This window comes from uncultured Pseudosulfitobacter sp., assembly GCF_963976325.1.
GTDB lineage: Bacteria > Pseudomonadota > Alphaproteobacteria > Rhodobacterales > Rhodobacteraceae > Pseudosulfitobacter.
Genome location: NZ_CAXBJW010000001.1, coordinates 615,041 through 627,835 on the forward strand (window position 1 = coordinate 615,041; position 12,795 = coordinate 627,835).

The 12,795-nt window shown below is 62.7% G+C and carries 14 protein-coding genes; 2 read left to right on the forward strand and 12 right to left on the reverse strand.

Features of this window, described 5'->3' with window-relative positions; translation table 11 throughout:
- Positions 1-61: 61 nt before the first annotated feature.
- Entirely contained in the window at positions 62-1,909 is a 1,848-nt protein-coding gene (locus tag AAC077_RS03045) for an ABC-F family ATP-binding cassette domain-containing protein (protein WP_339766463.1), read from the reverse strand.
- A 131-nt stretch (positions 1,910-2,040) separates the two neighbouring features.
- Between AAC077_RS03045 and ndk the strand changes: the two genes are divergently transcribed.
- Positions 2,041-2,463 carry a nucleoside-diphosphate kinase gene (gene ndk / locus AAC077_RS03050; protein ID WP_127111941.1) on the forward strand — a complete coding sequence of 141 codons (423 nt, stop codon included), beginning with the start codon at positions 2,041-2,043 and terminating at the stop codon, positions 2,461-2,463.
- A 90-nt stretch (positions 2,464-2,553) separates the two neighbouring features.
- Here the strand turns inward: ndk and AAC077_RS03055 are convergent, their stop codons facing one another.
- The 4 genes from AAC077_RS03055 to AAC077_RS03070 form a co-directional block, all read right to left on the reverse strand.
- Positions 2,554-3,234, reverse strand: a complete 681-nt coding sequence (locus AAC077_RS03055) for a hypothetical protein (protein WP_339766464.1) — start codon at positions 3,232-3,234, stop codon at positions 2,554-2,556.
- A 124-nt stretch (positions 3,235-3,358) separates the two neighbouring features.
- Complete coding sequence (locus AAC077_RS03060; protein ID WP_339766465.1) at positions 3,359-3,721, reverse strand: DUF4112 domain-containing protein; 363 nt, start codon at positions 3,719-3,721, stop codon at positions 3,359-3,361.
- Complete coding sequence (locus AAC077_RS03065) at positions 3,714-3,884, reverse strand: YqaE/Pmp3 family membrane protein (RefSeq protein WP_339766466.1); 171 nt, start codon at positions 3,882-3,884, stop codon at positions 3,714-3,716. The genes AAC077_RS03060 and AAC077_RS03065 overlap by 8 nt, the downstream gene beginning before the upstream one ends.
- A gap of 321 nt (positions 3,885-4,205) precedes the next feature.
- Positions 4,206-5,141, reverse strand: a complete 936-nt coding sequence (locus tag AAC077_RS03070; protein ID WP_339766467.1) for an aldose epimerase family protein — start codon at positions 5,139-5,141, stop codon at positions 4,206-4,208.
- Between the two features lie 84 nt (positions 5,142-5,225).
- Here AAC077_RS03070 and AAC077_RS03075 point away from each other — a divergent pair, with 84 nt between their 5' ends.
- Positions 5,226-6,161, forward strand: a complete 936-nt coding sequence (locus tag AAC077_RS03075; protein WP_339766468.1) for an aminotransferase class IV — start codon at positions 5,226-5,228, stop codon at positions 6,159-6,161.
- Positions 6,162-6,454: 293 nt separating this feature from the next.
- Here the strand turns inward: AAC077_RS03075 and ccoS are convergent, their stop codons facing one another.
- From ccoS to ccoO, 7 genes are all read right to left on the reverse strand, one after another.
- Complete coding sequence (gene ccoS, locus AAC077_RS03080; RefSeq protein ID WP_339766469.1) at positions 6,455-6,610, reverse strand: cbb3-type cytochrome oxidase assembly protein CcoS; 156 nt, start codon at positions 6,608-6,610, stop codon at positions 6,455-6,457.
- Positions 6,607-8,760: a heavy metal translocating P-type ATPase gene (locus AAC077_RS03085; RefSeq protein WP_339766470.1), complete on the reverse strand. Its 2,154-nt coding sequence runs from the start codon at positions 8,758-8,760 to the stop codon at positions 6,607-6,609. The genes ccoS and AAC077_RS03085 overlap by 4 nt, the downstream gene beginning before the upstream one ends.
- On the reverse strand, positions 8,757-9,212 hold the full coding sequence (locus AAC077_RS03090) for a FixH family protein (protein WP_339766471.1): 456 nt from the start codon (positions 9,210-9,212) through the stop codon (positions 8,757-8,759). The genes AAC077_RS03085 and AAC077_RS03090 overlap by 4 nt, the downstream gene beginning before the upstream one ends.
- Entirely contained in the window at positions 9,209-10,753 is a 1,545-nt protein-coding gene (gene ccoG / locus AAC077_RS03095) for a cytochrome c oxidase accessory protein CcoG (protein WP_339766472.1), read from the reverse strand. The genes AAC077_RS03090 and ccoG overlap by 4 nt, the downstream gene beginning before the upstream one ends.
- A 143-nt stretch (positions 10,754-10,896) precedes the next feature.
- Complete coding sequence (gene ccoP / locus AAC077_RS03100) at positions 10,897-11,760, reverse strand: cytochrome-c oxidase, cbb3-type subunit III (protein ID WP_339766473.1); 864 nt, start codon at positions 11,758-11,760, stop codon at positions 10,897-10,899.
- The gene (locus AAC077_RS03105; RefSeq protein ID WP_339766474.1) at positions 11,753-11,953 is read right to left on the reverse strand and encodes a cbb3-type cytochrome c oxidase subunit 3; all 201 of its coding nucleotides are present in this window, start codon (positions 11,951-11,953) and stop codon (positions 11,753-11,755) included. Before AAC077_RS03105 ends, ccoP begins: the two co-directional genes overlap by 8 nt.
- Before the next feature lie 9 nt (positions 11,954-11,962).
- Positions 11,963-12,766, reverse strand: a complete 804-nt coding sequence (gene ccoO / locus AAC077_RS03110) for a cytochrome-c oxidase, cbb3-type subunit II (protein WP_339766475.1) — start codon at positions 12,764-12,766, stop codon at positions 11,963-11,965.
- Positions 12,767-12,795: the final 29 nt, after the last annotated feature.

A 12,795-nucleotide genomic window follows, 5' to 3' on the forward strand; every position in this document is an offset into this window, starting at 1 on the left:
ATGGGGGCGCTGCCCCCAACGCTGGCGCGTCTCCCCCGGGATTTATTGAACCAGAGACCTATCAGACCGCGTCGGCGCTTTCCAGTTTTTCAAGGGCCGCCATCCACATGGCTTCGGCGCGGTCCAATGCGTTCATCACTTCGGCGTATTTCTTCTGCCAGACTTCGGCCTCGCCCTTTTTGCTGTCGTCATAGAGCGCAGGGTCGGCCAGTTTCTTGGCCAGCTTGTCGCGCATCTCGTTCAGCTTGTCGACGCGGGCTTCGGATTTGCGGGCCTCGGCGCGCAGTTCCAACACCTTTTCACGGCTGGGGCGTTTGGCCTTGGGGGCCTCGACCTTGGCCGGTTTGGCAGGCTTGTCTGCTGAAAGCAGCATCTTGCGATAGGCTTCCAGGTCTTCGTCATAGGGTTTCACGGTGCCATTCGACACCAGCCACAGACGATCCGCGACCAGACCCAGCAGGTGCATGTCGTGGCTGACCAGGATCACCGCACCGGTATAGGCGGTCAGCGCCTCGACCAGGGCTTCGCGGGATTCGATGTCCAGGTGGTTGGTTGGTTCGTCCAAAATCAGCAGGTGCGGCGCGTCGATGGTGGCCAGCAGCAGCGACAGACGTGCCTTTTGCCCGCCCGACAGACGGCCCACGGCGGTGTCGGCCTGATCGGGGCCCAGGCCAAAGCCCGCAAGTGTCGCGCGCAGTTTTGACTGCATCACACCGGGACGCAGCGATTGAATGTGCTGCAACGGCGTTTCGTCAATGTGCAGCTCGTCCACCTGATGCTGCGCGAAATAGCCGATGCGCAGCTTGGTTGACCGCGTCGCCTTGCCCGACATCAGGGGCAGGCGGTCGGACAGCAGTTTCGACAGGGTCGATTTGCCCTGACCGTTCTTGCCCAGCAGGGCGATGCGGTCGTCCTGATCAATGCGCAGGTTCAGCTTGGACAGGATCACCGTGTCGCCATAGCCCGTTGTGCCGCCTTCGATGTTGATGATCGGCGGCGACAGCTCTTCAGGCTCGGGGAAGGTGAACACGCGTTTGGCCGCCTCTTCGGGGGCTGCGATCATGTCCATTTTCTCGATCATCTTCAGACGCGACTGCGCCTGCTTGGCCTTGGATGCCTTGGCCTTGAACCGGTCGACAAAGCTTTGCATGTGCTCGCGGCGGGCCTGTTGCTTCTTGGCCATCGCGGCCTGCACGGCGCGGCGTTCGGCGCGCTGGCGGGCGAACTGGTCATAAGGGCCGGAATAATAGGTCAGCTGGCGTTCTTCCAGATGCAGGATCGCGCCGACGGCCCGGTTCAGCAAACCACGGTCGTGGCTGATGATGATGACCGTGTGGGGATATTTCGCCAGATAGGCCTCAAGCCACAGCGCGCCCTCAAGGTCGAGATAGTTGGTCGGCTCGTCCAGCAGCAGCAGGTCGGGCTGCGAAAACAGCACCGCCGCCAGCGCCACGCGCATCCGCCAGCCGCCCGAGAAATCGGAACAGGGTTTCAACTGTTCCGCATCGTCAAATCCCAGACCTTTCAGGATCGTCGCCGCGCGCGCCTCGGCGGACCAGGCGTCGATGTCGGCCAGTCGGGTCTGGATCTCGGCGATGCGCGACGGGTCGGTGCTGTCGTCGGCCATCAGCTCGGCACGTTCGGTGTCGGCGGCCAGAACCGTGTCCAGCAGCGATGTGGACGAGGCGGGCACTTCCTGGGCCACACCGCCGATGCGTGCCTTGGTCGGCAACGAAATGCTGCCGCCCTCCAGCACCAGCTCGCGGCGGATCAGCTTGAACAGCGTGGTTTTGCCCGTGCCATTGGCGCCGATCAGGCCCACCTTGTGGCCTTCGGGAATGACAGCAGAGGCGCCTTCGAACAAGGGACGGCCCGCGATGGAATAGGATATATCTGATATGCGCAACATGGACGCGGTGTGCCGCAACGCAGCGGCGGCGTCAATCGCCGCTTTTCAAGCGTGAAACCCCATGCTATCGGAGCCGCGATTTCAATTCACGGGGGCCGCAGGTGTGGTGCCCGACAAACCGGAGCATCATCATGGCCCTTGAGCGCACATTCTCGATCATCAAACCCGACGCAACACGCCGCAACCTGACAGGCGCGATCAACGCCAAGTTCGAAGAAGCGGGCCTGCGCATCGTCGCACAGAAACGCATCCACCTGACCAAGGCGCAGGCGGGCGAGTTCTATGCCGTGCACGCCGAGCGTCCGTTCTATGACGAGCTGTGCGAATTCATGGCGTCCGCGCCCATCGTCGCACAGGTTCTGGAAGGCGAAGGCGCCATCGCGAAAAACCGCGAAGTCATGGGCGCCACCAACCCCGCAGACGCAGCCGCCGGCACCATCCGCGCCGAATTCGCCGAAAGCGTTGGCGAAAACTCGGTTCACGGGTCGGACGCACCGGAAACAGCCGCAGTGGAAATCGCGTATTTCTTCTCGGGTCTGGAACTGGTGGGCTAAGCCAACTGTTCGGGGCTTCGGCCTTGAAAGACTTGTGAGACTGGAACGGGCTGGCGCGGGATGCGCTGGCCCGTTTTTGTTTTGGGGGGATCAGCCGCGCGGTTTGATGAAGCTGTCGAACAGGGCCGGGATTTCGATCTGGAGCTCTTCCAACATCCCCTCGGTCGAGTGGCCGTGAGGATAGTCTATCACGTACCACGCGCCGTCCTTGTAAAACCTGCAAGTGCCCATGATGCACTCGGCCGCATACGGATCGGCTTCCGCCTGCGGAAAGTTGTAAGGGGCTAAAACCTTGGCTGAGGTTGCTTTTTCCACGAACACCGACGCATCGCCTTCCCGCCGCTCGGAGTAAATGGGTCGATACCCCGGCATTTTCAGTCTGATGTGCAACGCTTGATGACCCTTCCGGTCGTCGTAGACGTGCGGATTGTAAGACCAATCCACGATATGACGTTCACCTGTGATCGTGAACCGTTCGAGAAAGCCGATCGCCGTTTCCATCGTGGCAAAGTGGAGGCCGATGGATGCAAACAAAGCCAGCAACCCGATCTTTGGCCATGGCCACATTTTACCTCGGTCGCGCGCATAAGCTGCGGCGCCCAGACAAAGGAGGAGGAAAAGTTCAACAAGAATGTACCCGAGGAAAAACTTTGTGCCCCAGTAATAATTGGTCGCGAGACCAACGTGTTGAAACGTCCTGATGGCAACAATCGCCCGCGCTATGACAGACAGAACCCACAGTAGTACAAGAAGCCAGAATGACATGCGCATCGGCAGTTTTGTCCACGATTCGACCGACTTTACAAGTCTGGAAAACCTGACCCGTACAGAGAGCGACCGAAATTTTCATGGTGTCTTGGCCATAATGCTAAGCATATAGCGCAATTTCAATGCGCTAGGCGTGTATCGTTTTCATTTCCGCCCCGAAATGCTCCCGCAGCAGCTTCACGTTGCGCGAATTCGCTTTCCAGCCGACGTCGAACAAATCACCGACCAGCGGGATCGACCCGATCAGCGCGTCGATGCCGATGTTCACGCCCATCCGTGCCACCAGCCCGCGCGGCGCGCCCATGCGGTGGGCTTGCAGCACGATATACCCCGCAGGTCCCAGCGCCAGCAGATCGCCCACGCCGGGCACCAGCCCCATGATGCTGTCCAGCCCAATGCGCACCCCGATCAACGGGATGCGCAGGGCGCGGTCCATGGTGTGGGCCACGCGGTCCAGATGATCCAGCCGCGCGGCGTGGTTGTCATGCATGTTCGGGGGTGCGGGCGATGATGTAGACTGCGTGCACGATGCCGGGGAGATAGCCCAGGATGGTCAGCAGGATATTCAGCCAGAAATGTTTGCCAAAGCCTTCTTGCAGGAAGACGCCCAAGGGCGGCAATAGGATAGCGATCAGAATGCGCAGCAGGTCCATGTCGGTTCCTCCGGTTTTGGTAAGCGTTATTGAAACAACGCCGTCCAGACAGAACCGGTTCCCCGCGGGTGACCTAAGCTGTGGTTTTACAGGCTGGCGTAGTCGGTGATATCCGGGCGCGGCTTGGGCGCGGGAGATTGCGGGGCTTGGGCGGTTACCGGTGGTTTTGGCTGGCTTTGTGCGTGCTGAAACATGGTCTTACCTTTTAGCTGTGTTCCGGCCTGACAGGGTGTGTCGGGCAATGGGGCCGATGCGGACCAATATGCACGTCCGCTGGAGAAATCCAGAGGCCTAATTGTGGCGAAATCATGGAAATCACGGTTAATTGAGCGTATATATCGTGGTCTGGCGGTAATTGTTTCCAGACAGCAACGTAATCGCGGGAAAGCTGTCGTTGTGCGGTGCGTTCGGCCAACCCTGCGGTTCCAGGGCGATTCCCGCGTACGGGCCGATTTTAGCGCCAAGCATCGCGGCATCCGGCTGATCCGGCAGGCCCGCGCCGTCATAGACCTGCAAGCCCGGCTCAGTGGTCGATATGGTCAGGTGCAGCCCGTTCGGGCCGGTCAGACAAGCGGCAGGGTGCGGTGTATCGCGTTTGCGGCCAAGGCAAATGTTGTGATCCATCGGTGCCGCGTGGTGCAGCGGCGTGTCGCGGTCGGGCATCAGGCCCAATGCGCTGATTGAGGTCTGCGCGCCGGTTGGCAGCTTATCGGCATCCACGGGCAGGTAACTGTCGCCAAACACCCTTAGGCTGTGATCCTGGACCGTGCCGCTGCCTGCAAGGTTCCAATAGGGGTGATGGGCGATGTTCATCACTGTGGTCCGATCGGTGATGGCGCAGATGTCCAAGCGCAACGCCGATCCTTCCAGCGTATAACGTGCGTTCATCCGACGTATGCCGGGCAGGCCGCATTCGCCATGGTCCAGAGCCAGCGAAAACGTGACCTCAGTGGCGCTGTGATCGCTGACCGTCCAGACGCGGCTGTGTACACCGTCATCGCCGCTGTGCAGACAGGTGGTGCCCTCGTTCGCCTGCATCTGCCAGCGGGTGCCGTCAATCGTCACTGCCGCCCCGCCGATCCGGTTCGCGACCGGCCCCACCAGCGCCCCCATATAGCCCGCAGGGGTTCCGTCGGCATAGCCCAGCACCAGACTGCGCGTCACCGCGCCATGCCACAGCCCGACCAGCCCCGCGCCCCGCGGCGACAGCCGCGCGCGCAGGTGATCGTTGGAAATCTCGATATGATCTGCGTTCATCGCCTGTCCCCTTGTTCAGATCACCGCTTGACCCTGACCGTGGGCGTGGGTTTTGTCTGTCTCGACCCAACAAGGAAGCCTGCGATGACCGACACCGATCACGTTTCAACCCATGATGCCGCTGCCGACGCACGAAATGACGATATCAAGATCTACGTCGACGGCAACATTGTCCACCGCGACGATGCCAAGGTTTCGGTCTATGACAGCGGGTTCATGCTGGGCGATGGCATCTGGGAAGGGCTGCGCCTGTACGACGGGGTTCTAAGCTTTCTTGACGCGCATCTGGACCGGCTGTTCGAGGCGGCGCTGTATCTGGATCTGGACATCGGCATGGACCGCGCCCAACTGACGGCGGCGATCCATGACACCTTGCGCGCCAACGACATGCACACCGACGTGCACCTGCGGGTGATGGTGACACGCGGGCGCAAGCGCAAACCGTTCCAGCATCCGCATCTCAGCATGTGGGGCAGCACGATTGTTATCATCGCAGAGCATTCCAAACCGGACGAAACCATGGTGCAGCGCGGCATCCGCCTGCACACGGTGCCGCATCATCGCGGGCTGCCGCTGACGCAGGACGCCAAGCTGAACTCGCATTCCAAGCTGAATTGCATCATCGCGCTGAACCACGCGATCCGTGCAGGCGCGGACGAGGCGTTGATGCTGGACCCGTTCGGTTTTGTGAACACCACCAACGCCTGCAACTTTTTCATCGTGCGCAAGGGGGCGGTTTGGACCTCGACGGGCGATTACTGCATGAACGGGATCACCCGACAAAAGGTGATCGACCTGTGCCGCGAGAATGCGATTCCGGTGTTCGAGCGGAATTTCTCGCTGGTGGACACCTATGGCGCGGACGAGGCGTTTTTGACGGGGACGTTCGGGGCACAGACCCCGGTGTTCGAGATCGACGGGCGGGTGATTGGTGGCGGCAAGGCGGGGCCGGTGTTTCATCGCATCCGCGCGCTGTACAAGGATCTGATCAAGGAACAGGTGGCGCTGGCGAAGGGGTGAGTTTTTGGTGGATACAAATCCGCTTCCGTCTATTGGTTGGCTTGCGTTTGACTTCTGCGCGGGACAAGGCCGCAGGCCGCCGCGCATCATGCCTAAGGCATGTCTTCGACATGACGGGCCGCCCCACGGCACGGCGATTTGGTTTCTGTTGAGCGTGACAGACGGGTCGGATGTGCTTGGCTGCCATTAAGTGGCAGGCACGAAGGTCGCATCGCCGCACCTCGGCCCGACCATGCGCGGCTTCGTGTTTCAATGTGAAGGGTGGCAAACTGCAACCAGCCTATATCAAAGCGCTAATCCCCATCCGGCCCTTCATCATCCAGCAAGATCCGCGCCGATGTGCCCGCCGCATCGTCATATTGCCCGCTGCGCACCGTCCACAGGAACGCGCACAGGCCCAGACCGCCCAGCACGATCGACACCGGGATCAGCACCAAAAGAACGTTCATCGCACCCTCCGTATCCGCATCGCATTGGCCAACACCGTCAGCGATGACACCGACATGGCAATCGCCGCCAGCAGAGGCGTGGCGAACCCCGCCAGCGCCACCGGCACCGCGATGCAATTGTACAGCGCCGCGATGGCAAAATTCTGTTTCGACAGACGGCTCGCGGCCCGCGCCACCTTGATCAGCAAGGGCAGGTCCGCAAGGCTGTCGTTCAAAATCACGATATCCGCCGCATTGCGCGCAGCATCCAGCGCCGATGACGGGGCCACCGACGCATGCGCCGCGGCCAGTGCGGCGGCATCGTTCAGCCCGTCGCCCACCATCATCACACGGTGGCCGCCCTTTGCCAGCGCCTGCAACTGGTCGTGCTTGGCGGTTGCCGTGATCCCTGCCTGCCGGTCGGTGACCCCCAGACTGTCGGCCAGCGGGGTCACAGCCGACACACGGTCACCGCTGATGATACCCGGCCGCAAACCCAAGGCCCGCAGCCCGTCAACCGCTGCTTGTGCGCCGCTGCGCAGTCCCTCGCTGAGGGGCAAGGCGATGGCCGGCGCGCTGCCGATCCGCAGGCCCAGTCCGCCAAAATCCGCGCCCAGCCAGTCGCCGCTGCCCAGTTGCACCAACCCGTCAGCGCCCAGCCCCTGAACACCGCGCCCGGGCACTTCGACCACACCGCTCAGCACCGCAGGCTCGCCCGCAGGCAGGGCCGCCAGAACCGCGCGCGACACCGGATGGGTCGAGCTTTGGGCCAGCGCCCGCGCCACGGCCTGTTGCGCAGGCGTCAGCAGGTCGCGCACCGCTTTCGTTGCAGGGACAGTCAGGGTGCCGGTCTTGTCGAACATCACCACGTCGGTTTCGGCCAGCCGTTCCAGCGCGGTGCCGGATTTCACCAAGAACCCCTTGGCATACAGCCGCGCGATGGCGGCGGTCGACACGGCAGGCACCGCCAGCCCCAGTGCGCAGGGGCAGGTGATGATCAGCACCGCCACCGCCACGTTCAGCGCCTGCCGCAGATCGCCCCCGATGACAGCCCAGCCGACAAAGGCCAGCAACGCCAGCAAATGCACCGCAGGCGCATAGATCGCCGCCGCGCGGTCGGCCAGCGCGGTATAGCTGTTGCGGCTGTTCTCGGCCATCTCGACCATCGCAGCGACGCGGCGCAGGGTGGTATCGGCCCCCACCGCCGTCGCCTGCACCTTGAACGGCGCGCCCAGGTTGATCTCGCCCGCCTGCACCGCGGTGCCCATCAGGGACCGCACCGCCGCACTTTCACCGGTCAGAAAGGCGCGGTCGGTCGTGGCCTCTAGGCTGATCAGCGTGCCATCCACCGGCACCCGCACGCCGGTGGGGATCAACACGGTATCGCCAACGGCCAGCGCGCTGACGGGCACGGATTGTGCGTTGCCACGCACCAGCTTCAGGGCACTGTGCACCTCAAGTGCCGCGAGATCGCGGGCGGCGGAACGGGCGGTGCGGCGGCTGCGGTGGTCCAGATAGCGCCCGACCAACAAAAAGAACGTCAGCGACAGCGCCGCATCGAAATAGCTGTGCAAACCGCCGTTCAGCACCTCGTAGAACGACATCCCCGCCGCCAGCAGGATCGCCAGCGAAATCGGCACGTCCATGTTCAGCCGCCGCACCCGCAATGCGCTCCAGGCGCTGACAAAGAACGGCTGACCACAGAACAACACCGCCGGCAGCGAGATCGCCGCCGAAATCATGTGAAACAGATCGCGGGTGCTGTCGGCGGCCCCCGACCAGATGGCAACCGAGAACAGCATGACGTTCATCATCGCAAAACCGGCCACCGCCAGCTTGACCAGAAGCCGCTGGCCCTCGGGGTCATTGCCATTGTCCAGAACGGCGCTGTCCATCGGATGCGCCTCGTACCCCGCATCGCGCAGGCGGGCGACCAGGGCAGCATCGGTCAGCGTCTGGGTCTGCACGCTGACCCGTTTCAGCGACAGGTTCACCCGGGCGTCGTCCACGCCGGCCAGGCTGCGTAGGCTGCGTTCCACCGCGCCGATGCAGGCGGCGCAATGGATCGTGGGCAGTGACAGGATGATGTCAGGGGCCGCAATGTCGCGCTGAACAATGTCTTCGGCCAAGGGGGCCGCAGCGCAGGCGGGGCAGGCGGACAGGGCGGTCATGACGCCACATGCGCAACGATCACGCGTTGCTGGAACAGGGTGCCATCGGGCGCGCGCAGCTTGATCCGAAGGTTCCAGTTGCCCGGTCCCGCCACCACCGGCGCCACATAGGCGGTGCCGTCAAAGACAAAGGCGGGCCGCTGGTCGGCGGCCACATTGGTGGCGCGGCCAAATGTGGCCTCTTCGACGTGCGGCGCAATCGGTTGCCCTGCGTGGCGGATGAACAGACGCAGCGTGTCATGGGTGACCTCGGCGCTGACATCCCATGCCAGCGCCTCTTGGGCGGCGCGGTCCACGTCAAAGGACTGCGAGGCGACGTAAGAGTTCTTCACCTCAAGCCCCGGAAAGGTCGCCACCGCCTGATAGGCCAGCGTCAGGTTGACCGCGATGATGACACCGAATGCGACACCAAAGCCTGTCAGCACATGCCATCCTTTGATTTGCCGTGTCATTGAGCACCTCTTCCGTTGAATGTGGTCGTCTTCGAGGCCCGGATCTGTGCGGTCACGTCCTCGACCCATAGCCGCAAGGGCGTGGTGTTTGCCTGTGCCGCCGGATCATCAGGGCGTGCGGTGACATAGACCCGTTGCAACACGGTGGTGTCTGCGGGCACTGTCACGGTCAGGCTGTCGCTGCCCTCAAGCCCGATTTGCAGGATGTCGTCGCTGGTCAGGCTCAACCGGAACGCGCGGGCCTCGCCGGCCTTGTTGCGCAGGCGCACGTCATAGATGTTGCGCACGGTGCCGTCGGACAGCACGACAAAGGTCGGGTTGCGCACCGGGCTGACGGTCAGTTCGATGTCGGACCGGATGAACAGCGCGTACAACAGCGCCACCCCCACCAGCAGCCACAGCGCGGTGTACAGAATGGTGCGCGGGCGCAGCACGTGTTTCCACAGCGGTTTGGGCGCGGCGCCGGCACGCTCTGCCGGTTCGTCCGACAGCGCCAGATAGTCGATCAGCCCGCGTGGTTTGCCGATGCGGTCCATCACGTCGTCGCAGGCGTCGATGCACAGCGCACAGGTGATGCATTCCATCTGCTGGCCGTTGCGGATGTCGATGCCCATGGGGCAGACGTTGACGCAGGCCATGCAGTCGATGCAATCGCCCTGGGCGTTCTCGGCCACCGGCTTTGCCGGCGTTGCGGGCAGGTTGGGATAGGGCGTACCGGCATAGCGCGCCACACCGGCCCCTGCGGCCTGGGCCTCGGCCACGGCCTTTTGCGCGTCAGCGGCGCGGCGGTTCTTGACGTTATGCTTGCCGCGCGGCTCGCCGCGCCAGTCGCGATAGGCGACGGTGATCGTGTCAGGGTCCATCATCGCGGCCTGAATGCGCGGCCACGGGCACATGTAGATGCACACCTGTTCGCGCAGGAAGCCGCCAAAGATAAAGGTCGTCGCGGTCAGGATCGCGATGGTGATATAGGCCGCCGGATGCGCGTCAAAGCCCAGCAGATCGCGCAGCAATGTGGGCGCGTCGGTGAAATAGAACACCCAAGCGCCGCCCGTGGCGACCGAGATCATCAGCCACACCGCCCATTTGCTCAGCCGCAGCCGCCATTTGTGCAGGCTCCAATTGGCCTTGTGCAGGCGCAGGCGGGCGTTGCGGTCGCCTTCGATCCAGCGTTCGACCAGCAGGAACAGATCGGTCCACACAGTCTGCGGGCAGGTGTAGCCGCACCAGACACGGCCCAGCGCCGAGGTGAACAGGAACAGGCCCAGGCCTGCCATGATCAGCAATCCGGCGACGAAATAAAATTCGTGCGGCCAGATCTCAATCCACAGAAAGTAGAAGCGGCGGTTGGCCAGATCTATCAGCACCGCCTGATCGGGCAGGCTGGCGCCACGGTCCCAGCGCAGCCAGGGTGTCAGGTAATAGATGCCAAGGGTGACGGCCATGATCCACCATTTGAAGCGGCGGAAAAAGCCATTGACCCGACGCGGAAAAATCGGCGTTCGGGCGGCGTAAAGCGGTTGGTCGGGTTGGGATGTCATGTCATTTGTTCCTGTTCGCAACGCCTGTTTAGGGCAGGGCGCGTGCCCGTTCCTTGATCTGCATCAAGAGCTGCCCCGAAGCGGCACGAGTGCGAACAGGTCCGCTTCGGGGGCGACCACCCCGGGGGGTGATCAGTTCCGCCTTATTCGCCTCCTCCAAGACTATGAACATAGGCGGAAACGGCGCGGATATCGGCCTCTTTCAGGCGCGGACCCCAGGGGGGCATGACGCCAAAGCGAGCCTTTTCGACGGTGGTGTGCAAGGTGGCGCGGTCGCCGCCATAGAGCCAGATTGCATCCGCCAGGTTGGGCGCGCCCATCTCGCGGCTGCCCAGACCTGCGTCACCGTGACACGAGGCACAGTTGTCGGCAAAGACCACCGCGCCCTGTTCGGCCAGAGCCGCGTCAAACTCAGAGCTGGACAGCGACACCACATGTTCGACCACGGCGTCGATGTCGGCAGGTTCCAGCATGTCCTCAAAGGCGGGCATGGCGGAATAGCGTGCGTCGTCGTCCAGGGTGTTGCGGATGCCGTGGCGCACGGTGAACGTGATTGCGTCGATGTCACCGCCCCACAGCCAGTCGTCGTCCAGCAGGTTGGGATAGCCCTTGGCCCCGGCCGCCCCTGATCCGTGACATTGCGAACAGTTGGCACCGAACACCGCCTTGCCGCGCGCAATGGCATAGCGGTTCAGGTCGGGGTTCTGTGGCAAGGCCGGCATATCGGCGGCGACAAGCTGTTCCACCAGAGCTGCGTTGGCGGCTTCATGCTCGGTGATCTCAGCCGCCACATTGGCGCGGGTCGACCAGCCCATGACACCCTGCGTTGCCCCCGAAATCATCGGCCATGCGGGATAGGCAATTGTGTACCCAATCGCCCAGATTATGCACAGATAAAGTGTCCACAGCCACCAGCGTGGCAGCGGGTTGTTCAGCTCTTCGATGCCATCCCAGCTATGGCCGGTGGTTTCGACGCCGGTGACCTCGTCGGTCTTGCGCTTAGACATCGGACGCTCCTTTCTTGGTGGTGTCTGCTGCGCCCAATGGGGCGTCGTCGCGCAGCGGGATATGAGCGATGGCGTCGTAGGTTTTGGAGGAACCGGGGCGGAAGGCCCACAGGATCACCGAGACGAAAAATCCGAACATCGCCAAAAGCACCCAGCTATCGGCAAGTTCACGCATGAAGGAATAGGTATCCATCAAAGCCTCCTATCGGCTGTCGGCTGGGGTGAAGGTCGAGAAGTCGACCATTGTGCCAAGCACCTGCAAATAAGCGATCAGGGCGTCCATTTCGGTCAGCGCGGGCTGGCCGTCAAAGTTGGACACCGCCGCACCGGGATAGCGTTCCAGCAGCCCGTCATAGTCCGAGTCCGGGTCAGCCTGAGCACGGAAATCCGCAGCCGCAGTGGCGATCATGTCGTCGTCATAGGGCACGCCCACGAAACGGTGCGTTTTCAGCAAGGCCTCGATGTGCAGCGGTTCGATCCGGGTGTCGGACAGGAACGCATAGGACGGCATGATCGATTCCGGCACGACCGACTGCGGATCGGTCAGGTGGTCGACGTGCCATGCGTCGGAATACCGACCGCCCACACGCGCCACGTCGGGACCGGTGCGTTTCGATCCCCACTGGAACGGGTGGTCGTACATCGATTCCGCCGCCAGCGAATAGTGGCCATAGCGTTCGACCTCGTCGCGCATCGGGCGGATCATCTGGCTGTGGCACAAATAGCAGCCTTCGCGCACATAGATGTCGCGGCCCGTCAGCTCCAGCGGCGAATAGGGGCGCACGCCTTCGACCTCTTCGATGGTGTTTTCCAGCCAGAACAGCGGTGCGATTTCCACGATCCCGCCGATGCTGACGACCAGCAATGAGAACACCAGCAACAGTGTCGGGCTTTTCTCAAGGATGGCGTGCCGGTTCAGCAACGCGGTCTGGTGCGGCAGTTCGTTGGGGATCTCGTCCGGCAGGTCCGACAGGGTCGAAACCTTGGGGTCCTTGTCCGAGTCCATTATCTTTTCATTATCAGCCATTTGCCTGT

Coding starts and splice junctions, on each gene's coding strand:
- ccoG (WP_339766472.1), bottom strand. CDS start 10,753: ATGACATCCCAACCCGACCAACCGCTTTACGCCGCCCGAACGCCGATT.
- AAC077_RS03070 (WP_339766467.1), bottom strand. CDS start 5,141: ATGAACGCAGATCATATCGAGATTTCCAACGATCACCTGCGCGCGCGG.
- AAC077_RS03090 (WP_339766471.1), bottom strand. CDS start 9,212: ATGACACGGCAAATCAAAGGATGGCATGTGCTGACAGGCTTTGGTGTC.
- ndk (WP_127111941.1), top strand. CDS start 2,041: ATGGCCCTTGAGCGCACATTCTCGATCATCAAACCCGACGCAACACGC.
- ccoO (WP_339766475.1), bottom strand. CDS start 12,766: ATGGACTCGGACAAGGACCCCAAGGTTTCGACCCTGTCGGACCTGCCG.
- AAC077_RS03045 (WP_339766463.1), bottom strand. CDS start 1,909: ATGTTGCGCATATCAGATATATCCTATTCCATCGCGGGCCGTCCCTTG.
- ccoP (WP_339766473.1), bottom strand. CDS start 11,760: ATGTCTAAGCGCAAGACCGACGAGGTCACCGGCGTCGAAACCACCGGC.
- AAC077_RS03065 (WP_339766466.1), bottom strand. CDS start 3,884: ATGGACCTGCTGCGCATTCTGATCGCTATCCTATTGCCGCCCTTGGGC.
- AAC077_RS03105 (WP_339766474.1), bottom strand. CDS start 11,953: ATGGATACCTATTCCTTCATGCGTGAACTTGCCGATAGCTGGGTGCTT.
- ccoS (WP_339766469.1), bottom strand. CDS start 6,610: ATGAACGTTCTTTTGGTGCTGATCCCGGTGTCGATCGTGCTGGGCGGT.
- AAC077_RS03085 (WP_339766470.1), bottom strand. CDS start 8,760: ATGACCGCCCTGTCCGCCTGCCCCGCCTGCGCTGCGGCCCCCTTGGCC.
- AAC077_RS03060 (WP_339766465.1), bottom strand. CDS start 3,721: ATGCATGACAACCACGCCGCGCGGCTGGATCATCTGGACCGCGTGGCC.
- AAC077_RS03075 (WP_339766468.1), top strand. CDS start 5,226: ATGACCGACACCGATCACGTTTCAACCCATGATGCCGCTGCCGACGCA.
- AAC077_RS03055 (WP_339766464.1), bottom strand. CDS start 3,234: ATGCGCATGTCATTCTGGCTTCTTGTACTACTGTGGGTTCTGTCTGTC.